General features: G+C 56.3%; 17 protein-coding genes, 1 other RNA gene and 3 pseudogenes. 12 read left to right on the top strand and 9 right to left on the bottom strand.

Annotated elements, in window-relative coordinates; translation table 11 throughout:
- The first annotated feature begins 61 nt into the window (after positions 1-61).
- The 3 genes from BLT55_RS17165 to BLT55_RS17155 all read left to right on the top strand — a co-directional run bounded on the left by BLT55_RS17165 (position 62) and on the right by BLT55_RS17155 (position 3,745).
- On the top strand, positions 62-1,063 hold the full coding sequence (locus BLT55_RS17165; protein ID WP_054999642.1) for a zinc-dependent alcohol dehydrogenase family protein: 1,002 nt from the start codon (positions 62-64) through the stop codon (positions 1,061-1,063).
- Positions 1,060-2,244: an MFS transporter gene (locus BLT55_RS17160; RefSeq protein WP_054999643.1), complete on the top strand. Its 1,185-nt coding sequence runs from the start codon at positions 1,060-1,062 to the stop codon at positions 2,242-2,244. Before BLT55_RS17165 ends, BLT55_RS17160 begins: the two co-directional genes overlap by 4 nt.
- A 325-nt stretch (positions 2,245-2,569) precedes the next feature.
- On the top strand, positions 2,570-3,745 hold the full coding sequence (locus tag BLT55_RS17155) for an LLM class flavin-dependent oxidoreductase (protein WP_054999644.1): 1,176 nt from the start codon (positions 2,570-2,572) through the stop codon (positions 3,743-3,745).
- Between the two features lie 328 nt (positions 3,746-4,073).
- On the opposite strand, the gene BLT55_RS17150 is transcribed toward BLT55_RS17155, so the two are convergent.
- Complete coding sequence (locus tag BLT55_RS17150) at positions 4,074-5,051, bottom strand: IS5 family transposase (RefSeq protein ID WP_074799822.1); 978 nt, start codon at positions 5,049-5,051, stop codon at positions 4,074-4,076.
- 100 nt (positions 5,052-5,151) lie between these two features.
- On the opposite strand from BLT55_RS17150, the gene BLT55_RS17145 reads away from it, so the two are divergent.
- The 3 genes from BLT55_RS17145 (at position 5,152) to BLT55_RS17135 (ending at position 8,644) form a co-directional block, all read left to right on the top strand.
- A complete protein-coding gene (locus tag BLT55_RS17145; protein WP_054998991.1) occupies positions 5,152-6,144 on the top strand; it encodes a helix-turn-helix domain-containing protein in 993 nt (330 codons plus the stop codon).
- 68 nt (positions 6,145-6,212) lie between these two features.
- The gene (locus BLT55_RS17140; RefSeq protein ID WP_054998992.1) at positions 6,213-7,145 is read left to right on the top strand and encodes a SphA family protein; all 933 of its coding nucleotides are present in this window, start codon (positions 6,213-6,215) and stop codon (positions 7,143-7,145) included.
- Between the two features lie 47 nt (positions 7,146-7,192).
- Positions 7,193-8,644 carry an amidase gene (locus BLT55_RS17135; protein ID WP_074800693.1) on the top strand — a complete coding sequence of 484 codons (1,452 nt, stop codon included), beginning with the start codon at positions 7,193-7,195 and terminating at the stop codon, positions 8,642-8,644.
- A gap of 110 nt (positions 8,645-8,754) precedes the next feature.
- On the opposite strand, the gene BLT55_RS17130 is transcribed toward BLT55_RS17135, so the two are convergent.
- On the bottom strand, positions 8,755-10,626 hold the full coding sequence (locus tag BLT55_RS17130; RefSeq protein WP_054998817.1) for a DUF2075 domain-containing protein: 1,872 nt from the start codon (positions 10,624-10,626) through the stop codon (positions 8,755-8,757).
- Between the two features lie 70 nt (positions 10,627-10,696).
- Here BLT55_RS17130 and BLT55_RS17125 point away from each other — a divergent pair, with 70 nt between their 5' ends.
- Together BLT55_RS17125 and BLT55_RS33735 are read left to right on the top strand one after the other, a co-directional pair.
- Positions 10,697-11,800, top strand: a complete 1,104-nt coding sequence (locus BLT55_RS17125; protein ID WP_074800690.1) for an IS5-like element ISPsy19 family transposase — start codon at positions 10,697-10,699, stop codon at positions 11,798-11,800.
- Positions 11,801-12,298: 498 nt separating this feature from the next.
- Complete coding sequence (locus BLT55_RS33735) at positions 12,299-12,580, top strand: hypothetical protein (RefSeq protein WP_190934547.1); 282 nt, start codon at positions 12,299-12,301, stop codon at positions 12,578-12,580.
- Positions 12,581-12,664: 84 nt separating this feature from the next.
- On the opposite strand, the gene BLT55_RS17115 is transcribed toward BLT55_RS33735, so the two are convergent.
- From BLT55_RS17115 to BLT55_RS17105, 3 genes and pseudogenes are all read right to left on the bottom strand, one after another.
- Positions 12,665-13,732, bottom strand: a complete 1,068-nt coding sequence (locus tag BLT55_RS17115; protein WP_074800687.1) for an IS630 family transposase — start codon at positions 13,730-13,732, stop codon at positions 12,665-12,667.
- A gap of 81 nt (positions 13,733-13,813) precedes the next feature.
- Positions 13,814-14,404: pseudogene (locus tag BLT55_RS17110) on the bottom strand (tyrosine-type recombinase/integrase); the annotation flags it as partial.
- A 103-nt stretch (positions 14,405-14,507) separates the two neighbouring features.
- Positions 14,508-14,867: pseudogene (locus BLT55_RS17105) on the bottom strand (tyrosine-type recombinase/integrase); the annotation flags it as partial.
- A gap of 80 nt (positions 14,868-14,947) precedes the next feature.
- Here BLT55_RS17105 and BLT55_RS17100 point away from each other — a divergent pair.
- The gene (locus BLT55_RS17100; protein WP_055001182.1) at positions 14,948-16,372 is read left to right on the top strand and encodes an IS1182-like element ISPsy6 family transposase; all 1,425 of its coding nucleotides are present in this window, start codon (positions 14,948-14,950) and stop codon (positions 16,370-16,372) included.
- A 99-nt stretch (positions 16,373-16,471) separates the two neighbouring features.
- Here the strand turns inward: BLT55_RS17100 and BLT55_RS17095 are convergent.
- The 4 genes and pseudogenes from BLT55_RS17095 to smpB form a co-directional block, all read right to left on the bottom strand.
- Positions 16,472-16,780, bottom strand: a pseudogene (locus tag BLT55_RS17095) (integrase arm-type DNA-binding domain-containing protein); the annotation flags it as partial.
- A 184-nt stretch (positions 16,781-16,964) separates the two neighbouring features.
- Positions 16,965-17,356: a transfer-messenger RNA gene (gene ssrA / locus BLT55_RS17090) on the bottom strand.
- 113 nt (positions 17,357-17,469) lie between these two features.
- The gene (locus BLT55_RS17085; RefSeq protein ID WP_007249044.1) at positions 17,470-17,754 is read right to left on the bottom strand and encodes a hypothetical protein; all 285 of its coding nucleotides are present in this window, start codon (positions 17,752-17,754) and stop codon (positions 17,470-17,472) included.
- Positions 17,755-18,034: 280 nt separating this feature from the next.
- Positions 18,035-18,517: an SsrA-binding protein SmpB gene (smpB, locus tag BLT55_RS17080; protein ID WP_007249043.1), complete on the bottom strand. Its 483-nt coding sequence runs from the start codon at positions 18,515-18,517 to the stop codon at positions 18,035-18,037.
- A gap of 113 nt (positions 18,518-18,630) precedes the next feature.
- Between smpB and BLT55_RS17075 the strand changes: the two genes are divergently transcribed.
- From BLT55_RS17075 to BLT55_RS17065, 3 genes are read left to right on the top strand one after another with little or no spacing between them, the layout of a single operon-like run.
- Entirely contained in the window at positions 18,631-20,034 is a 1,404-nt protein-coding gene (locus BLT55_RS17075; RefSeq protein ID WP_055000366.1) for a sodium-dependent transporter, read from the top strand.
- A 7-nt stretch (positions 20,035-20,041) separates the two neighbouring features.
- Positions 20,042-20,476 (top strand): type II toxin-antitoxin system RatA family toxin, encoded by a 435-nt coding sequence (locus BLT55_RS17070; protein WP_055000365.1) that lies wholly within the window; start codon positions 20,042-20,044, stop codon positions 20,474-20,476.
- Entirely contained in the window at positions 20,469-20,783 is a 315-nt protein-coding gene (locus BLT55_RS17065; protein ID WP_007249041.1) for an RnfH family protein, read from the top strand. The genes BLT55_RS17070 and BLT55_RS17065 overlap by 8 nt, the downstream gene beginning before the upstream one ends.
- The last annotated feature ends 15 nt before the right edge of the window (positions 20,784-20,798 follow it).

Below are 20,798 nucleotides of genomic sequence, written 5' to 3'. Positions count from 1 at the left end.
TTTTCACACGTCGCGCTCGCTCTACAGTGACCGGCAATCGATACATTCAAGGAGGCAGAACATGACCCGCGTCGTACGATTCAATCAATATGGTGGCCCTGAAGTCCTCACGATCGATGACATCGATGTAGCTGAGCCGGGGGCTGGAGAAGTCACTATCGCCGTCAAAGCCATCGGGCTCAACCGCGCGGAGGCGATGTTTCGTGGCGGCCAGTACCTTGAGGAGGCCGCGTTCCCGTCGCGCCTGGGTTACGAGGCGGCGGGCATTGTCGAGTCGGTGGGCGCCAACGTGGGTCTGTTCGCTCCGGGCGATATCGTCAGCCTGATTCCCCCCAGTTCCATCGCTACGTGGGGCACCTACGCCGAACTGGCCGTGGTGCCGGCCGCGATGCTGGTCAGGCATCCGAGCACCCTGTCGTTTGTCGAAGCTGCGGCCGTGTGGATGCAGTACGTCACGGCCTGGGGCGCGTTGGTGCATGTCGCGCAGTTGCAGGCGGGCGAGTTTGTCCTGATCACTGCGGCGTCCAGCAGCGTCGGGCTGGCGGCGATCCAGATCGCCAATCAGGTGGGCGCCATCCCGATTGCCGTCAGCCGTACCCGGACCAAATGCGCACAATTGCTGGAGGCAGGCGCAGCCTATGCCGTGGCCAGCGAAGATGAGGATTTCGTTCAGCAGATCGAGAAGATTACAGAGGGCGTCGGCACGCGGGTGATTTTCGATCCGGTCGGCGGACCGTTCCTGGAGCGCCTGGTGGAGGTCGCCTCGGTCGGTGGCATCGTGCTGGTGTACGGCGCGCTCAGTCCGGAACCCGCACCGTTTCCGCTGTTCAAGGTGCTCGGCAAAAGCCTGACGTTGCGTGGTTACCTGCTGCATGAAATCAGCTCGCGGCCGGCGCTGCTGGAGGCTGCCAAGGCCTATGTGGTGGCGGGGCTTGAAGCGGGTACATTGCGGCCGGTCATCGCCAAGACCTTCCCCTTCGAGCAAATCGTCGAGGCGCACCGTTACCTGGAAGCGGGCGATCAGTTTGGCAAAGTGGTCGTCACCGTAGGGGCCGACACATGAAGCTATTCCATCCTATTTACTTCCTGGCGCTGGGTCTGTTCGGGGTGTACACCATCGAGTTCGGCGTGGTCGGCATCCTGCCGGTGATCATCGAACGCTTCTCCATCACCGCGTCCCAGGCGGGCTTGCTGGTGGGCTTGTTTGCGCTGGTCATCGCGGTGTTCGGGCCGGTCATGGTGCTGCTGCTGTCGCGCTTCAATCGCAAAAAAATGCTGACCCTGGCGTTGTTCATTTTTGCCGTGACCAGCGTGCTGTCGGCGTATGCGCCGAGCTTCGAATCACTGATGGCGTTGCGGATCATCCCGGCATTGTTTCACCCGGTGTATTTCTCGCTGGCGTTTGTCGCGGCCATCTCGCTGTACCCGCCGCAGGAGTCCACACGCGCGGCTTCCAAGGCATTTGTCGGGACCAGCATGGGCATGGTGCTGGGCGTGCCGTTGACCACGTTGATTGCGGCGCAGTTCTCCTATGAAACCTCGTTTCTGTTCTGCGCGGCGGTCAACTGCATCGCCGGCCTGGGGATCATCGCCAAGCTGCCGGACGCGCCCGACAAAAACCGGATATCGTACGGAGAGCAGCTGGCGATTTTGCGCAAATTCCCGCTCTGGCTGAACATCACCGCCGCCACGCTGATCTTTGCCGCGATGTTTTCCGTATACAGCTACTCGGCCGAGTACCTGGCCAAAGAAGCGGGCATGAGTGCGCAAATGATCAGCATCCTGCTGGTGATTTTCGGTATCGGCGGCGTCGCAGGCAACCTGTACGCCGGCAAGCTGATCGGGCAGAACATGGTCAGGACCACGATCCTGCATCCGATTCTGCTGGCCTGCGCCTACGGGTTGCTGTTCATGTTCGCCGGGCCGTCACTCATGACGATGATAGTGATTGTGGTGGTCTGGGGCGCGACGCATACCAGTGGCCTGATCGTCACGCAGATCTGGCTGACCTCCGAAGCACCGGAAGCGCCGGAGTTCGCCACGGGCATCTATATCTCGTTTATCAACCTGGGGGTCACGATCGGCTCGACCACCGGCGGCTGGTTCCTCGCGCGCATGGGTTTGCAGGGCACGCTTTACAGTGGCTTGCTGTTTGCCGCGCTGGCCTTACTGGTGATCGTGGTCAAAGTGCTGTTCTTCAGTGCAGATTCGCCGAAGGCAAGTGCGCAAATGGCAACTGACTGACCGTGATTTATTCAGCATACACGCTTGATGTCAGATCGATACACGGTGAATTTTTTAACTGTGGTGCGCGATGACAGGGAGTTTACAAGTGGGTGCTGAAACTTCAGTATCTTTTGTAATAACAAAAACAACAAAGTTACCGCTCCCTTTGACCATGCCGATGTAAATCATACGGTTCCATGTATCCCATCCAGCAAGCACTGGCCTGTTCGGGCCAGCGCTTCCAGCACTTCACACCTTGAGTGCCGCCTGAGCGGTTACTTGCGAGCTATGTATGCGTGATGCGCAGACGGTGTGTCACGCCCTTTGATCAAGGAATGAGAAGATGACTTCAAACCACCTGGTTAAACCCAAGTCCAACCCGATGCGCAGCAGTGCCAATAAAATCAAACTGGGCGTGTTCGCTTTGAACATCGAAGGCGGGTGCACCCTGACCACCGTCCCCGAACGGCTGCAAGCCAGTGATTGGAGCGGTAACCTGGAAGTCGCAAAAAAAGCCGATCAGGCCGGCCTTGAATTACTGCTGCCGGTAGGCCGCTGGCGCGGTTGGGGCGGAGCGAGCGACCCGATGGGCGTGTCGTTCGAAACTTACACCTGGGCAGCGGGGCTGGCATCGGTGACCGAGCAGATTGCCCTGTTCACCACCTCACACCTGTCCACCGTGCATCCCTTGTTCGCCGCCAAACAGGCCGCGACCATCGACCATATCAGCGGTGGCCGCTTCGGCCTGAACATGATCTGCGGCTGGTACGGCCAGGAAATGGGCATGTTCAACGGCGGCGTGCAGCTGGCGCATGACCGTCGCTACGACCACGCCGATGAATGGCTGAACATCGCACGCCAGGCGTGGAGCGCACCGGGCAACTTTGATTTCAAAGGCGACTTTTTTGACATCGCCCAAGGCTTCGCCCAGCCTAAGCCGCTCAACCAGCCATTCCTGATGAACGCCGGCGGCTCCGAACGCGGCCGCCGGTTTTGCGCCGAACATTGCGACGCGGCATTCCTGATCCTCAAGCACGAAGATGGCGACGACACCATCCGCGCGCAGATCAAGGCTTACCGCGACCTGGCGCGTCTGGAATACGGTCGTGAGATCCAGATCTGGGTGTATTCCTATGTGGTGCAAAAAGACAGCCTTGAAGAAGCCGAGCGCTACCTCGACTACTACGCCAACCAGCATGGCGATGATGTCGCGCTGGATAACGTCACCTCGGAAATCGGCATCCAGAGCGGCATGTTCGCCAACACCGAAGACGCCGAACGCTTCCGCTTTCACTTCAAGGCCGGCTTCGCAGGCGTCCCGCTGGTGGGCACTGCCGAAATGATCGCCGAACAATTCCAGCGTTATAGCGACCTGGGTATTGATGGCATCTGCCTGACCTGGCTGGACTATAAAAGTGGGCTGGATGAGTTTCTGGAAGACGTGTTGCCGCGGATGGAGAGTGCGGGGCTGCGTCAGCCTTATAACGGCGGACGGTTGTTGATGGGGGCGGTTGCTTGAGGTAGGTGGGGATTGTGCGTACGGTTTAAGAAAGACGCCTTAAGGCGTCTTTCTCTACTATTTGACGGGCCGTGACTCTAAAAAGGGGAATGACCTGACCGTTTTCGGTACAAATCTTCCAGACCCTGCGCCACCGGAATGAAACTTGCGTTCAGTTGATCTTGTGACCTTGAAACGTCTTAGGGAGACGCTGAACAATTAACCCGTTCGCACCGTCCCCATTTCCAAGCCGGTTTTTTTCAACCTGCCGGCCTTATTTTACGTTTCTCGAGCAGATTTCTGCCCTCATTTTGCTGAAAGGCGGGCCAGTCCCGCCTTTCAGACGGATTTATCCTGCCGTCTGTTGTAAATACCGCTTGGCCAGCATCAGATTGGCCAACCCAAACAAACTGAACAACTGCGCTGTATTCTTTTCCAGCCCACGGTAGCGAACCTTGCGATGATTGAAGCGCACCTTGATTACCTGGAAGGGGTGCTCGACCTTGGCACGCAGTTGCGCCTTGGCATATTCAATTTTGCGCTTGACCCGATACAGCACGCTGCCTTCGCCGTGCTGCTTGTAACTGCTTGGCCGTTCTGCAATCGACCAGATAACGTCCCGTTCAGCATGCTCCGGTCGCTTGGCCGCACCGGTGTATCCAGCGTCACCCGAAACATAGGTTTCGTCACCGTGAAGCAACTGGCCAACCTGGGTGACATCCGCCACGTTAGCGGCCGTCCCTACTACGCTGTGCACCAGCCCCGACGTGGCGTCTACACCAATGTGGGCCTTCATCCCAAAGTGCCATTGATTGCCTTTCCTGGCCTGATGCATCTCAGGATCACGCTTGCCTTCTCGGTTCTTGACCGAGGGCGGCGCGGCGATCAGAGTAGCGTCGACGATAGTGCCTTCCTTGAGCAGCAGCCCCCGGCTGGCCAGATGCTGGTTAATCGTTTCAAACAGCAGCCGGGTTAGCTGATGGACTTCCAGCAAGCGGCGAAAACGCAGCAAGGTGGTGGCATCCGGTGCAGACTCGCGACCCAGGTCGATACTCATAAAACCGCGGATGGCCTGGCTGTCGTAGACGGCATCTTCGCAACCTTCATCGGAGAAACCGAAACACTGCTGCACGACGTACATGCGCAACATGCGCGACACCCCTATCGCAGGGCGTCCGCGCTTGCCTGCGGTGTTGCTATAAAACGGCGCCACTTGCGCCTCCAGCAGGGCCCAGGGCACCAACTGTTCAAGGTCAGCCAGGAAGCGATCTCGGCGAGTCTGCTTTTTCTTGCCGGTATATTCGAGTTCGGAGAAGGTCTTCTGCACGCGCGTAACGCTCACGGAGAGGGAGGCTGTTGAAGGAACTTAGTGTGCCAAGGGTGGGGACAGTTGGCTATTTTTGCAGCGCCTCCTTAGGGCAAGGCTGATGAACAACAATAATGTGGCAATAGACACTGTCCCGAATGAGGCTGCACCACGACCTCATTTGCAGCGTTTTCAAACCTGCGACATCGACGAGCACGGTCGCAATCTTGGCGGCTGGCAGGTTCGTTACGATCAATTGACGCCCGGTGGCTTTGCAGGCGAGCTGACGGAGTTCCGTTCGGACTGGCTGCAGTTTGTCCGCGACCGCTCTAATCAGGCCTTGATCAAGAGCGGCATGGCCTGGAAGGGCGCGATTGTTTTTGCGTTGCCCTTGAGTGCCAACGGTCCGGCGTTCTGCGCAGGGCACACACTCCATGAGCCCAGCCTGATCGTCGCGCACGGCGAGAATCTTCCGGAATTGAGCACGCCGCTGCAACTGGACGCCCTGGGGGTGGCGATCGAAGAGGGTGCCCTGGCTCATGCGCTGGAACGTCAGGGCAGTCGTTTCGAAATTACCGATCTTCCCAAGTGTTACCGTTTGGCCGATCCGACCGTCCGCACGAGGTTCACGGCGCTGTTCGATAACCTGTTGAATGGCGAGCAGGCGTGCCTGCAAAAGCTTGAGTACGATTCGATCCGGCGTGGCATTCGGGATGCTGTGATGTTGCAGGTGCTGGAACTGGTGGCGCCTGATCAGGCACCGCCGCTCAATCCCACCGCGCGCAAGAGAATGGTGGATCGGGCACGCGATTATGCCTTGGCGCATCTGGACGAACCGCTGTCGATCCTCGATGTGTGCAACCACATCGGCACCAGTCGTCGCAAACTTCAGTACTGTTTTCAGGAGACGCTGGGCATCAATCCTGTGGCTTTTCTGCGCACGTTGCGCCTCAATGCAGCGAGGCGCGAGTTGCGTGAAAGCAGCCGGGCCGAACTCGTGCAGACGGTCGCCGCGCGCTGGGGTTTCTGGCACCTGAGCCGTTTTTCCAGTGACTACCGGACGCTGTTCGGAGAAACGCCGTCGCAGACGTTACAGCGCACACATCTTTGCTGAAAACGGATAACGGCACACAGCATGGCTCAATAGCATGACCCCACCACCTTTGTGGTCAGGGGCATGCGATGAGTCATAACAATAATTCCAATATCAGACGCTTCACCTTCTTGACGCTCGGCCTGATGAGCCTTGGTGCTACGGTTCAGGCAACCGAAAACGGCGCACCCACCACGTCTTTCGGTGAGTACGATTTTGGTGCTGGCATGCTGCCAGCGTCGACCCCGGTCGGTACGCTGGGGATGCGCGTGGCGTTCTACTCGGCCAATGTGCAGAAAGACCGCCACGGCCGCGCGCTGGACAACAATTTTTCACTGGACGTTCTGTCCATCGGTGCTGCGTACTTTCGCATGACCGATTACAGAATACTGGGCGCGCGCTATGGCTACAGCGTGGCGGTGCCGTTCTTCCAGATGGATGCCTCGTTCCGGGTTCAGACGCCTCGCGGCCCGCTGGACCTGAAGGCGGACCCGTTCAGGATGGCCGACATTTCAGTATCGCCGCTCATACTGCAATGGGATCTTTCCCCCAACCTGTTCGTGAACGCGCGGATGCAGGTTCAGGCCCCCACCGGCGACTACGACAAAAATCGGCTGATCTCGCCGGGGGTGAATCACTGGACGTTTTCGCCCACCGTCAACGCGACCTACATCACCGACAGCGGCTTTGAGGTGTCCAGCAGTTTTCAGACGGACTTCAACACCCGCAACCCGGCGACGGACTACAAGAACGGCGTCGAATACCGTCACGAGTTTGCCGTGGGCCAGCACGCAGGGCCTTTCACGCTGGGGCTGGGCGGGTTCTATTACCGGCAATTCTCCGATGACGATGCGCCTGGGCTAGACACCGGCAACCGCGCCCGAGTGCTAGCAGCCGGTCCCGCGATCAGCTACTTCACGCCCGGCATGCCAGCGGCGTGGTTTCACCTCTATAAGGAATTCGGCGCGCGCAACCGCTCCGAGGGTTACACCGTGGCGTTACGGGTGGGCCACAGTTTTTAGAGCGGTTACGAGACAGACGATCTTTTCCAATTATCAGGAACCTTCATATGAAAGACATTCAGAACTTGTTGAACGATGAAGATGCGACCGGCCTGGCCGAATGGGTCCGGCGCGGCGAGGTCCAGCCGATCGATCTGCTTGAGGCGGTGATTCAGCGCATCGAGCACGTCGAACCGCAGCTCAACGCCGTTGCCGAGCGACTGTACGACTCGGCCCGTAGCGCGGCACTGGACGCGGCAAAAAGCCAAGGCGTTTTCGCGGGCGTACCGACGCTCATCAAAGACCTGTTCACCCCGGTCCACGGCGCACGGATGAGCAATGGCTCCCTAGCTATGGGCGAGTTTCGCGCCCCTTTTGAAGCTGAAGTGGTCAGCCGCCTGAGGCGTGCCGGTTGCGTGCTTGCCGGGACCACCACTGCACCGGAATTCGGCACGTCGTATTCCACCGAGTCCACACGCTTCGGCGCGACCCGCAACCCGTGGAACCTCGAGTACAGCGCCGGAGGTTCAAGCGGCGGAGCTGCCGCACTCGTCGCAGCGCGGGTAGTGCCCTTCGCCCACGGCAACGACGGCGGTGGCTCATTGAGAGTGCCGGCGTCCTGCTGCGGCGTATTCGGCTTCAAACCCAGCCGTGGCCTGATGCCGTCCGGCCCGATGGTCGGCGAGGGCTGGGCTGGTTTGAGCACCGCGCACGCCATCACCCTGACCGTACGCGACAGCGCAGCCCTGCTCGACGCCACGGCCGGCATGGACCTTGGCGAGCCTTACGCAGGCCCGGTTCAGAGCCAGTCTTACGCCAGCGCCGCCCAACGCGACCCCGGCACCCTGCGCATCGCGCTCATCGAACAATCAGGCACCTGGCCAACCTCACCGGAGAGCCTGGCCGCCGTGCGCGAGGCCGCGCAATTGTGCGAGTCACTCGGGCACCGCATCGAACCGGTCAGCCTGCCAATCGTCTTGCCGGAATTCCTCGACCACGTCTTCACCATCATCGGCGCCAACACCCGCAACCACGTCGACATGCTGGGACGCATGCGCGGTTTTGACGTGCAGGACGCCGAACTGGAAGCCCGCACACGCATCATCCTGCGCGACAAAGGCAACGTCAGCGGCGCGCAATACACAGCCGCCGTCGAATGGATACACGCCCTGGGTCGCCAACTGGCAACGTTCATGCAGGATTACGACGTGATCCTCTCGCCAGTACTGACACGCGAGCCAGCGCGCATTGGCGAGCTTGTGGTGCCGGACATGAGCCTGAGCCTTGAGGACATGATCGAGCGCTCGCATCGGTATTCGCCTTTTGCGGCGCTGTTCAACGCGAGTGGTCAGCCGGCGATGTCGGTGCCGTTGGTTTGGAGTGCGGCGGGGCTGCCGATGGGGGCGCATTTTGCTGGGCGGTTTGGGGAGGAGGGGGTGTTGCTGGGGTTGGCTGGGCAGTTGGAGCGGGTGAGGCCTTGGCGGGGGCGGGTGCCGGGGGTTGGTGGGTGTGGGGAGTAAGCGCAGTTTGGGATACCGAAGAAAACGCCCCGACCTGCCGAGGCGTTTCTTCTTGAACGTCTTCAGATTTAACGACAGTCACCATGCTTGCCCACGGTTTTTATAGATCGTCAGTCGTGACTGTCTCCGGCAAGCCTACCGGCAAAGTACTGTGCGGTCTCTGGGTCGGTGCAGTACAGAAAGCAGCCCTTCATTCCACGGGTCATCAACGTTCGATAGGTGTTTTTAATTATCAGGTCTGTTTCCTGTTGCGCCAGGGCAGGTTGCTCCTTCATCAACTTTTTCCAACCTCGAATCGACTTGTCATGCTTATCTCGGTCATGTGGCGATGTCACCACTTGCCCGTTCCGCACTACCAGATCCGGCCCGATGATCACTCCTATGTAATCCACCTCAAGACCCTGACAGGTATGGATGCACCCCACCTGTTCGATTGAGTTTTCAGCGATAATCCATAGGCTACCGTCCTGATCCAGATTCCATTGGCGTGCGTAGTCGTCGCCGATAACAATATCTGAAGCCTTGGGGTCTTTTTTGCTGAGCCAAGGCCAGCAGTACCCCGCAACAACGCGAGCCTTGTTGCCGTGATTTTTCTGCTCGATAGCGGCATGCATGGCTTGAGGCGAATCGAACACCTTGAACTCATAGTCGCTGGTGTCGAGTAGGGGGTGGGCCGTTGGGCGAATCTCCAATACGTTGTCCAACCATGCAACGTAGCCGTCAGAGCCACTGCAACGGAACTGGGATGACAGTACGTACTCTTCCACGGTTGCGCCTTTGGCGTTGGCAAAGGCGCGGATCGCCTGCTTGCTACCGATGTCGCTCAGGGTCACGCGCTGGTCTTCGTCGATAAAGAAGATGGAGCATTTCGCTGAGTCGATCAGCTCCTTGATTTGGTTTTCTCCAAGGTTTCCGTACAAGCCGCTTTTTTCATTGAGCCGATGAGCCTCATCGACGATCAGCGCATCATACGTATTAGATTCGGTATCAATAAATGCACCCGAACCGGAAAAGAAATTAGAGAAATGGGTTCGCTTTACGGTGCCTATCAACTTACTTTCGTATACTTTGCGTGGGGCGGCATTTTTTGACACATATTTACTCAACAGGCTCAAGGCGGTTAGCCTTACCAATAAGTTAATTGCCAATACCGTCTTTCCGGTACCCGGACCACCCTCAATAATCAATACCTTAGGTGCATCGATAGTCGCTTGGCTCGCTGCCGCGAGAGCGGACTCGAAAATTGCCTTTTGATCATCGATCAATATGAACTCAGGCTTGCCTTTCATTAGGCCACTCAGGGCTTCAGACAAGGCTTTGGAGGGGCGGATTTTTCCGTTCGAAAGCTCGTAAAGTACCTCTTTGTTATCGCCGTGAACGATGTGTTTCTTCAGGAAGCTTCTCAGTTTTTCGAGCTCTGCAGGGCCTTTCAGGAACAACGGTGCTTTGCTGGTATAGGGTTCGTAGTGAGCAGAATTTATGACGCCGTCACTGACATAGTTATGCAAATAGGCACAGGGACGAACCTCGATGCTTTTGTCGTAGACGGCTTCGTTAAAGCCCTCCAGCAGCGCGGCGTACGACCAAACCTGATAAGAGGGATGAATCGTCTCAACTTGGCTGCCGCCCAATGCCGTTTTTACGATGGCATCCTTTGACGTCGCGATGGCCTTGCTCCACTGCTTTAGCTCAATCAACACCGCATTTTTGGCTTGATGCTCATCGCGGCCGGTCAGTAAAAAATCGATGCGTTTCGATGACTGGGGGATATGCAGTTCGATGGCCAAACCTGCGTCGCTGGGTAGGCCGTCGTCCCTTAGAACCCTCGCCATGTAAGTCAATGATCCCTGCCAGGATTTGATTTCCGAAGCGCCAACCTTCTTTCCAGTGGCTTCTTTGAAATGCCTGAGAATCACTTCTTCAATGTCGTCGTTATCGCTGTCTTTGAGAAACTGCTGTTTGGTCGCAGCGTATACGATCACAGGTGGTCCTTAGAGGGTGTAGACAAAATAAATTAAACTTTCACTCCCTTGTCTGAATAGCCCTCAAGCCATGCCTAAAACCGGACGTCCTCGCTCGATTGCCGCCGAGCACTATCCCGTGCTGGTGAAACTCGCTCATGCACAGCCCTATTCCAGCCAGGCCGAATTGGCGCTCGTATTCTTCGCCGAAACCGGTATCACTGCGCATCCCGACACCTTTGCAAGAGCGTTGAAAATGGCAGGGATTACGCGTGTAAAGCAGCGGGCCAAGGGAAGTTTTCAGTCACCTGAACCTAATAAAGCCTATGGCTACAATGAAACCCACCGCCGCCAACTGCCGGAGCAGCTATATCCGAGTTGCTTGACAGATACCGAGTGGGCACTGGTCGCCGACCTGTTTGAAAGCCAGGGCGGACGAGGAGTGCCACCGCTTCACTCTCGGCGCACGTTGCTGGAAGCCTGTTGCTATGTCGTACGCACGGGGTGCTCATGGCGAATGCTACCCCGCGATTTTCCTCATTGGGACAATGTCTACAAAACGTTCCGCCGGTGGAGCGCTCAAGGCAAGTTCGAGCAAATGCATGATCGCTTGCGAGCTCAATGGCGTGAGCGGGAAGAACGCGCTGACAGCCCGTCAGCAGCGATCCTGGATTCACAGTCGACCCGCAGTTCTCCTCAAGGCGGTGACAGCGGCTACGACGCAGGCAAAAAAGTGAAGGGGCGTAAACGAAGTCTGATTGTCGATACATTGGGCCTGCTGCTGGCTGTCAGTATCAGTGCTGCAAGCGTGCAGGATCGTGACGCGGCGGATGATGCGGTGGCGTACTCGAAGGAAAAATATCCGTCACTGAGCACGCTTTTTGTTGATAGTGCGTACGCAGGAAAATGGGCACAGCGCACCCATCAACTGCACGCTATCGATGTTCAAGTGATCCGTGGCCCGAATAACAGAAGAACAGGGCAATGGCACTCTGAACAAGGCGATCTATTTTCCGTGGAGCCTGTTCAGACTGGATTTGTGGTCATGCCCAAGCGATGGGTAGTGGAGCGAACTCATGCCTGGAATGAGAGAGCTCGGCGACTGATCATGCATCATGATCGCCTTTTTGCGGTAAGCGAGGCATGGGTTTGGTTGGCCGAGGCTCGAATACTCGCGCGCCGACTCACTACATGATTTTGTCTACACCCTCTAAGGAGACGCTGATTTATTCTAAAACCCAGCTGTTGCCCCCAGATAAATCAAGGCCTCCAGAGCGTTGCAGGGACGAAAAATCGAATAAATCAGCGCCTCCCTAAGCTTCTGTCTACCCGCAAAGGAGACCTAAAGTTTCGGGATGTCGTTGAAAGTATTGGGGCGGAAAGCGCAGTCGCGGCGTTCGAAGTCGAGCGTAAGCTTCTGCAAGGCGCGATCGATAATGCGGTGTGTGCCGTAGATGCTCTAGATGAAAAAATGAAGTTACTCCGTGCCCCGAAAAGGACTCGGGCGATATTGGAGAATTTCAGATCCCACTACGTGTCTGGGCGTGTTGCCTTGCAACTCCCCCCAACAGACGCATCGAAGATGAAGCTTGCTGGACGTCCAGATCTATCAGGAAGCGGAGGCCCTCGATCAATTTTGGCTTACTACGCCGCACTTTGGCAAACGTGCCAGGGTATAACCGGGACTTTCGACGTGCCTGTAGTGATCGACTCGCCGAACCAGCAGGCTCAAGACGACATCAACTTGCCGGCGGTGCTTCAGTTCATTGCAAAAGAGTTACCAGATGACATGCAATTAATCGTTGGATTAGAGACAGAAACAGACTTTCCGTTTGATAAAGAGATCCATCTAGATGTGCCGTACTCGATGCTCAGGGAAGACCATTGGGCTCAGGCGGAGCTCATCGTCGAGCCATTTCTCGCGAAGATGTATGCAAAAATCACATCAAATGTTGAGACGGCCGCCAAGTTATGAAGATCCGATAGCGCTGCACGCGTCCCATCTCCCAGACTCCTGCTCGCCACCGGTTCTAGTGTGCTGTCTCAAAATTAACTTCTCTCAAGCCTGAGTGTTCATTGTCGCTCGGGCTCGTTGTATCTTGTTCAAGATATCTTCTCCTTTGGCGTTCCAAACGTAGCGAGTCGGCTGTGCATTTCGTAGTGCCAGAAATGTAGTGATCGAGCTTTCCAGCTCGCGAACCGAGCTGAAACTGCCGTCGCGCAGGTACACCGTAATGTCGCGAAAGAAACGCTCAACCATGTTCATCCACGAACTTGAGGTCGGGGTGAAATGCATATGGAAGCGCTTGTGCTTTTCGAGCCAGGCTTTCACTTTCGGATGTTTATGCGTGGCGTAGTTGTCGACGATCAGGTGCAACTGAAGGTGCTTGGGCGTTTCTCGATTGATTTTCTTGAGAAAGTCCAACCACTCTTGATGCCGGTGTTGGCGTTCTATAGCGCTGATCAACCGCCCTTCGAGGTAATCGAGCGCCGTGAACAGGGTAACCGTGCCATGGCGAAGATAATCGTGCGATTGCGTACGGATATGACCGATGCCCAAAGGTAGTCCCGGCTGAGTGCGCTCCAAGGCCTGAACCTGGCTTTTTTCATCACAGCAGAGCACCAGTGCTTTGTCTGGCGGGTCCAGATACAACCCGATGACGTCCCAGAATTTCTCTTCGAAGTTGGGATCGTTGGACAGCTTGAACGTACGAGCCAAGTGCGGCTTTATGTCATTGGCAGCCCATATGCGCTGGACGCTGGCCGGAGAAACACCAGCGACCCTCGCCATACTTCGACAGCTCCAGCGAGGCTGGCCAATACGGGGTTGGACCACTTGCTCAAGCACTCGGGCCAAGGCTTCTGGCGGCAAGAATGACTTACGTCCTCGCCCAGGCTTATCGATCAAACCGTCTAGCCCCTGCTCTTGAAAGCGCTGACACCAAAGAGTGACCGATCGCAGAGAGAATCCAACCAGGCGTGCGATTTCAACCCGAGAACAACCTTGAGCAGCTAGCAGGATGACCCTGGCGCGGCGTCCGTCACGCTGACTGATGGTGGCTGATCGTGTGCGCCGACTCAGCTCGGCGTGTTGTTCAGGACTCAGAGCAATATCTTGGGCGCTCATTTCTTCGCCTCCAACGGTGTAATCCACGAGCAAGCATAGACGATCTTATAGGGAATTTATTTTTGAGACAGCACACTAGCCTCAACGAATCGAAACGACTTTACGGTCCCTATTTTCATTGGCTGCTGAAACTGAAAGGTTGCCGGTTGCCGCACTGTAGATGTGCTCGCTCCACCAAGCCATCATTGGACGTCTACGCTCAATATAGTCGGCTCGGTTGTAGGCACTCCGCACTTCGTCTTTGTCAACGTGTGCGAGCGCCACCTCAATCAATTCAGGGTCCCAAGCGTGTTCATTGAGGATGGTACTCGCCATCGAACGCATGCCATGACTCACCAGGCGCCCTTCGAACCCCATACGTTTCAGCGCCATGTTGGCTGTCTGGCTGTTGCAATGCGTGCGGGGGTTACGGTCTGCAGGGAACACGTATTCCCGATGTCCACTGTAGGGCTTGATCGCTTCCAAGATTGCCAAAGCTTGGTCAGTCAGGGGAATGATGTGTATCCGACGTTTCTTCATACGCTCAGCCGGAATCGTCCAGATCTTTTTTTCGAAATCGATATCAGCCCAGCGGGACGTTGCAGCTTCGGCTGGCCGGGTCATTGTATGAAGCTGCCACTCGATCAGGCAGCGCGTAGTTCTTTTTATGCTGGCGTTGGCAATTGTTACCATTAGGGAGACGCTGATTTATTCTAAAACCCAGCTGTTGCCCCCAGATAAATCAAGGCCTCCAGAGCGTTGCAGGGACGAAAAATCGAATAAATCAGCGCCTCCTTAGCTCTTTGAGTTCATCGGGTGCAAGGGCCGCCATATTTGTTTTTTTGGGCTTTTTGAAGACTGAGCGGATTCCACTCAGCGGATTCGAATGAATTAATCCCGAGTTAACGCCATAGGTCAAGATCTCGTTGAGTCGTTGAGTCAAACGTTTAACGGTTTCGAGGTTGCCTTTTGCTTCAATTGGGCGAAGCAAAGTTATGACCTTAGGGGCAGTGATAGCGGAGATTGGGGTAGTGCCCAGGTCCGAGAAGACGTGCAGCTTGAGGGAGCGCCAAATATCTTCAGCGTAAGCCGGAGTGACTGAGTCCTTCTTCAGGTCGAACCACGCAGTAGCTACGTTCTCGAAAGTGTGCTCTGTCAGACTGTGTGAAAACCTAGCAATCTGCGCAGCGCTCAAAGAAAATGCTCCGTATCGAAAGATACAGAGCATTTTTCGTTATGGCCTACATCCAAGGTGAGTCCCGCAGCCAGACCAGCCTATTCCCGGTCTCGCTGGAAGAGTTGATCCCCGAGGATCACCTCGTTCGTGTCATTGACCTGTACGTTGCCAGGCTCGATCTGGTGCAACTGGGCTTCGATAAAGCGATTCCAAAAAGCACGGGGCGCCCTGCTTATGATCCCGCCGATCAGCTAAAACTCTACCTCTACGGCTATTTTCAGCGGATTCGCTCATCGCGACGTCTTGAAGCCGAGTGTCAGCGCAACATCGAAGTGATGTGGCTGATCAACCGGCTCAAGCCCGACTTCAAGACCATCGCCGATTTTCGCAAGAACAATAAACCCGCCTTCATCGCGACCTGCCGTGCTTTCGTTCGGTTTTGTCGCACGGCAGGCTTGATCGCCGGTGAGTTGGTGGCCATCGACGGCAGCAAGTTTCAGGCGGTCGCATCCTCACGGCGTCATGTGAATTTGAAGCAGCTCAAGCGCCAGGAAGAAAAACTGGATAAGCGCATCGCTCAGTATCTGGCCGAGCTGGATGAGGCCGACAAGGCTGAAACCACAGATTCAATTGATCGCAGCGCAATCAAGGTAGCCCTGGCACAGCTTGAGGCTCGACAACAGGATAATCAGAGTTGCCAGGCACTGATGCGTTCGATGGGCATCGAGCAGTTCAACACCCATGAAAGCGATGCCCGAATGATGCGCACGGCCAAAGGGCCACGTGTGGCCTACAACGTGCAAACCGTCGTGGACGCCGAGCATTGCCTGATTTTGCATCATGAGGTCACCCAAGATGGCGATGACCGAAAGCAACTGGAGCCGATGGCCAAGGCCGCCAAAGCAGAGTTACAGCAAGATGATCTGACGGTCACTGCCGATGCCGGCTACTCCAATGGCAAGCAGTTTCAGGCCTGCGAGGATGCTTCGATTACGGCCTATGTACCGCCCAATCGTTCGAAAAACCCTGGCAGTCAGGAAGAGCAGCTCTTTGAGCGAAAAGACTTTATCTATGAGACCGGACACGATCGTTTCCAGTGTCCGGCAGGCAAATGGTTAACGCTAAAACAGCACAACAAAGGTGATCGGATCTATCAGGCTGAGGTCGATGACTGCGCCAACTGCGCGCTGAAAACGCAATGCACTCGAGCCCGGCGCCGTTATGTCTCACGACATGCCCATGAAGAGGCTTTCGAGCGGATGGAGCAAAGAATGCAGGCGCATCCTGAGATGATGGCCAACCGAAGATCCATCGTTGAGCACCCCTTCGGCAACCTCAAGCAATGGCTATTTGGTAATGGCCGTTTCTTGCTGCGACAACTGGAGGGTACAAAAGCTGAAATGGCCTTGGCGGTGAATGCCTATAACCTGAAACGAGCGATTAAAGTGCTCGGTGTGCGCCATCTGATGGCTTTGATGGGCTGAGCGGACATTTTTTTCGTCTGCTGCCAATACAAAAAAAACGCCCCGAACAAGTCGGGGCGTTTGCTTGGGCCTTCATCAGTGTGTTTTCACACAGTCTGCTGTGGCTGCTTTTTTCGCATAACGCTCCGCATCGCGTTTCTCTTTGGGGTCCAGTCCCTGGGCAACGAGCTCTCGTGCTTCAACGGTTCGCTTGCGGGCTAGCGCCAGGCTGACCTCTGGAAAGGCGCCCAATCCCATGTTTATCCGCTTTTTCGTCACCGGCTGGATGTAGTTGAAATTCCAGAGCTTAGATCCATTGATTCTCACTCGCATTTGAAGGCCGTTGCCGTCTGTGAGTATGTAATCCTTTTCCTTCGGCTTCGCGGCTTTGACTTTTACGTCCGAAAGGCGAGTGGCTTGGGCCCCCATGGTGTATTCCAGTGCTGTTTATGTATTCCAAAAAATAGCAGGTGAGGGCTTGGAATACCACTTGGAATACACGAAATCATAGATGGCCACGAACGCTGAAGGACGTTCGTGGACTCTAAGCTCTTGTATTTACTGGATTTCAGGCATAAAAAAAGACGTCCTTGGACGTCTTTAGATGTAAAGGTGGTGGAGCCGGGGGGATTTGAACCCCCGTCCGCCAGTACTCCGCTGTCGGTACTACATGCTTAGCCGTGTCTATTAAGTTAACCCTCAGCGACCCGACGGGCAGGGTGCTTTGGGCGAGTTGCGTAAGTTTTAGTCGCTTCGTCCGCAACGTACTAGGCGACGATCCTGTTCTATATGACAATCATTTCGGGTTTACAGGCATCCCCTGATGATTGCTGGAGCCGAAGCTACCAGAAGGAAGGCAAGCACCGCTTACGCGGCGAGAGCTGTTTCCCCGTAGGTTTCGTCATTGGCAACTATAGAAAGTTGCAACAGTGGATTTACGAGTTCTGTTACCAACTCGGCATGCACCTAAAGTTTCATCACCGGCGTCGAATCCAAATCGGCCCCGAGACTGCTTTCGCAATCGCTGGGGCGGAGTGTACGCCGATTGGCGTGCCACGTCGACCCGTTTGCTGCGATGGATCAGGTCAGCCGTTGCTGGCGGACCTGATCAAGGTGGATTATTTGTTGCCTTCGCTGCCCGAACCGGTGTTTTTCAGCGAGGTGATCACCTTGGTGGTGATCTCGACGCATTTTTTCTCGTCGTTCTGCGCTTGTGCTGCTTTGGCGTTTTTCTCAGTGGTTTCGAGCATGGTTTTGTTTTCAGGGCTCAGGTTGGTGCCGGAGGAGACCTGAGCGTTTTCGATTGTCTTGATGTTGGCAGCACACAAATCATCGGCGGCGAAAACAGGCGAAGCCAACAGGGCAGCGCTGAGGAACAATCCAGTGAGGGCGGTACGCTTCATGTGTCTCTCCTTATAACCTGTGGACTCGGTGTGGCCGGTCTTTGACACCGTCGCCCGAGGGTTTTGAAAGCCCGTTGAGTGTTGGGGCCTAAAGGATTGACTGTGTTGTAACGCAGGCGTTCTATTTTTTTTCCGGCTCATGCGAAAAAGCCACATTGGGCGGTCACGGCACCAAAATGGGGCGATCTTCGCGTTCAGGCTGTGATCATGCGCAGAGGAAGGGGGAAAGCGGGGTAGTGGCGTCAAATGCCTGTAGCGAGGCATTTGACGCCGGGCAAGGCTAGTCGTCCTTGCCCTTGGAGCGAACGGCGCGTTGCAGCTCACGGTCCGAATCGCGTTCGCGTTCCGTGTGGCGCTTGTCGTATTCCTTTTTGCCTTTGCCCAGAGCAATTTCGCACTTGATCAAGTGCTGCTTCCAGTAAAGGGAAAGGGCCACGCAGGCATAGCCTTTCTGTTGAACCGAGGAGGTGAGCTTTTCGAGCTCGCGCTGGTTCAGCAGCAGTTTACGGGTGCGTGTCGGGTCAGCGATGACGTGCGTGCTGGCGGTCTTGAGAGGCGTGATGTGGCAACCCATCAACCATGCCTCGCCATCCTTGAGCAGCACGTAACTGTCGACCAGCTGTACCTTGGTGGCACGCAGGCTTTTTACTTCCCAGCCAGACAGGACCAGACCGGCCTCGAACTTGTGTTCGATGAAGTAATCGTGACGCGCTTTCTTGTTTTGCGCGATGGTCCCTGTAGGGTGTTTCTTGAGCTTAGCCATAGGGGGCGCATTATAGGGAGTTGCATCAATGTCGGCTACGGGAAAGCGTGTGCTTGAGCACAAAGGTTGAATCCCGGACAATGCGCGATCTTTTTTGGCTGGGCGTTTCAATAATGTCGACGGACAAGGTTTCGGTCCACGGTAGCTGGGCAAGTCGCTGGGTGTTCATCCTGGCTGCCACCGGCTCTGCCGTGGGGCTGGGCAGTATCTGGAAATTCCCGTACATGGTCGGTGCCTATGGCGGCGGAGCGTTTGTGCTGGTTTTTCTGGCGTGTATTGCCTTGATCGGCGTTCCGGTCATGATCGCCGAGACACTGATCGGGCGCCGTTCGCGGCTCAGTCCGGCGAATGCGCTCAAGACCCTGGCGGTCGAGGCGGGGCATTCGGCGCGTTGGTCCTGGGGCGCTTTCGCCGGGATGATCACCGCGCTGCTGATTCTCTCCTTCTATAGCGTGGTGGGCGGCTGGTCGCTGGATTACCTTATCGACATGGGGCGGGGCGACTTTCAGGGCGTCTCGCCGGATCAGGTGGGTGCCTATTTCGGCGCAGTCATCGCCGATCCGTGGCGCCTGATCCTCTGGCATACCCTCTTCATGCTGCTGTCTGCGGTGGTGATCGGCAAAGGTGTCGAGGCTGGGCTGGAGAAAAGTCTGCGCATCATGATGCCGATGCTGTTCCTGCTGATGCTGGCGTTGTTGGGCTATAGCCTGACCACCGGGCATTTTATGGAAGGCGTGCATTTCATGTTCGACTTCAATCCCGACAAGGTGCTGGATGGCTTGCTGCCGGCGATGGGGCATGCGTTCTTTTCGTTGAGCGTGGGCGTCGGCTCGATCATGGTGTATGGCGCGTACATGACCAAAAGCGCATCGATCAGCACAACGGTGGTCGGCATCGCATTGCTCGATACGTTCGTTTCGCTGCTGGCGGGGCTGGCGTTATTCCCCATTGTTTTTGCCGCAGGTCTGAACCCGAGTGAAGGGCCGGGGCTGATGTTCGTAACATTGCCTTATGCATTCGGCAACGTGGCGTTCGGTCAGTTGATGGGCGTCGTCTTTTTCGTACTGGTGGCTGTGGCGGCCTGGAGTTCGGCGATTTCGTTGCTCGAGCCGATGGTTGCCTATCTGGTCGAGCGCACCCGTATTCGCCGCGCCTGGGTAACGTTCTGGCTGGCCTTTACCTGCTGGTTCGTGGGCTTGGGAACGGTGTTTTCGTTCAATATCTGGCAGAAAGCCAAGTTCTTCGTGAACGATGGGGGCGTATTCCACCTCTATCAGTGGGGTGCATCGAATGGCCTGGACTTCTTTGGAGTCATCGATTTCTTCACTTCGCGGATCATGTTGCCGCTGGGTGGATTGTGTTTTGTGGTATTCGCAGGCTGGGTGATGGGCCGTGAGGCGGTGCGCGATGAATTGTCGATTCGCAGCCCGCTGCTCTTCAACCTGACCTTCTTTTTGATGCGCTACGTGGCGCCGCTCGGCATTCTTGTGGTGTTTGCCGCTCAGCTCTGGAAATGACGCTCACATGACTACGCACATACAACGCTCTGCTTTACTGCCGTATCCGGCCGGTTTCCTTTATGACCTGGTCAATGACGTGGCTCGTTATCCCGAGTTTCTGCCGTGGTGCTCTTCGGCAACGGTGCTTGACGCCAGCGAGTCGCAAATGCGCGCCAGCCTGGAGATCGCCAAGGGCGGTCTGAGTCAGAAATTCATGACGCGCAACACGCTGGTGCCCGGCGAATCGATTGTGATGGGCCTGGTCGAAGGGCCGTTCGAGCAGTTTCACGGCGTCTGGACTTTCAAGCCGCTGGGTGAAAAAGCCTGCAAGATCAGCCTTGATCTGTCTTTCGATTACGCCGGGACGATTGTTCGCGCCACCTTGGGGCCGTTGTTCAATCAGGCGGCTAATACACTGGTGGATGCGTTCTGTCAGCGCGCGAAAGAGCTGCATGGCTGAGGCTTTGATTCAGATAGAAGTGGTGTATGCCACGGTTCAGCGTCAGGTATTGCTGACAGTCGATGTGCCGACAGGCTCTTCGGTACGTACGGCGTTGGCGCTCAGTGGCATGGATCGGGAGTTTCCCGAGCTGGATCTGGCGCAATGCCCTGTAGGTATTTTCGGCAAGGTGGTCGCTGATCCTGCTGTGCGAGTAGTGGAGGCGGGTGAGCGAATCGAAATCTACCGCCCCTTGCTGGCCGACCCGATGGAAATCAGGCGTCTACGCGCCGCCAAAGCGCGTGAGAAAAGGACGCTGCCCGGCTGAACACTGGCTGAATGA

It is taken from the genome of Pseudomonas cannabina (assembly GCF_900100365.1).
In the GTDB taxonomy this organism is placed as follows: Bacteria; Pseudomonadota; Gammaproteobacteria; order Pseudomonadales; family Pseudomonadaceae; genus Aquipseudomonas; species Aquipseudomonas cannabina.
This window is presented reverse-complemented; position numbering and strand designations above follow the sequence as displayed.

What these genes read in the sequence shown, in the direction of transcription:
- BLT55_RS17135 (WP_074800693.1), top strand. Translation starts at nt 7,193, where the DNA reads ATGAAAGACATTCAGAACTTGTTGAACGATGAAGATGCGACCGGCCTG.
- BLT55_RS17070 (WP_055000365.1), top strand. Translation starts at nt 20,042, where the DNA reads ATGACTACGCACATACAACGCTCTGCTTTACTGCCGTATCCGGCCGGT.
- BLT55_RS17160 (WP_054999643.1), top strand. Translation starts at nt 1,060, where the DNA reads ATGAAGCTATTCCATCCTATTTACTTCCTGGCGCTGGGTCTGTTCGGG.
- BLT55_RS17115 (WP_074800687.1), bottom strand. Translation starts at nt 13,732, where the DNA reads ATGAGCGCCCAAGATATTGCTCTGAGTCCTGAACAACACGCCGAGCTG.
- BLT55_RS17165 (WP_054999642.1), top strand. Translation starts at nt 62, where the DNA reads ATGACCCGCGTCGTACGATTCAATCAATATGGTGGCCCTGAAGTCCTC.
- BLT55_RS17155 (WP_054999644.1), top strand. Translation starts at nt 2,570, where the DNA reads ATGACTTCAAACCACCTGGTTAAACCCAAGTCCAACCCGATGCGCAGC.
- BLT55_RS17075 (WP_055000366.1), top strand. Translation starts at nt 18,631, where the DNA reads ATGTCGACGGACAAGGTTTCGGTCCACGGTAGCTGGGCAAGTCGCTGG.
- BLT55_RS17145 (WP_054998991.1), top strand. Translation starts at nt 5,152, where the DNA reads ATGAACAACAATAATGTGGCAATAGACACTGTCCCGAATGAGGCTGCA.
- smpB (WP_007249043.1), bottom strand. Translation starts at nt 18,517, where the DNA reads ATGGCTAAGCTCAAGAAACACCCTACAGGGACCATCGCGCAAAACAAG.
- BLT55_RS17140 (WP_054998992.1), top strand. Translation starts at nt 6,213, where the DNA reads ATGAGTCATAACAATAATTCCAATATCAGACGCTTCACCTTCTTGACG.
- BLT55_RS17125 (WP_074800690.1), top strand. Translation starts at nt 10,697, where the DNA reads ATGCCTAAAACCGGACGTCCTCGCTCGATTGCCGCCGAGCACTATCCC.
- BLT55_RS17085 (WP_007249044.1), bottom strand. Translation starts at nt 17,754, where the DNA reads ATGAAGCGTACCGCCCTCACTGGATTGTTCCTCAGCGCTGCCCTGTTG.
- BLT55_RS17100 (WP_055001182.1), top strand. Translation starts at nt 14,948, where the DNA reads ATGGCCTACATCCAAGGTGAGTCCCGCAGCCAGACCAGCCTATTCCCG.
- BLT55_RS17065 (WP_007249041.1), top strand. Translation starts at nt 20,469, where the DNA reads ATGGCTGAGGCTTTGATTCAGATAGAAGTGGTGTATGCCACGGTTCAG.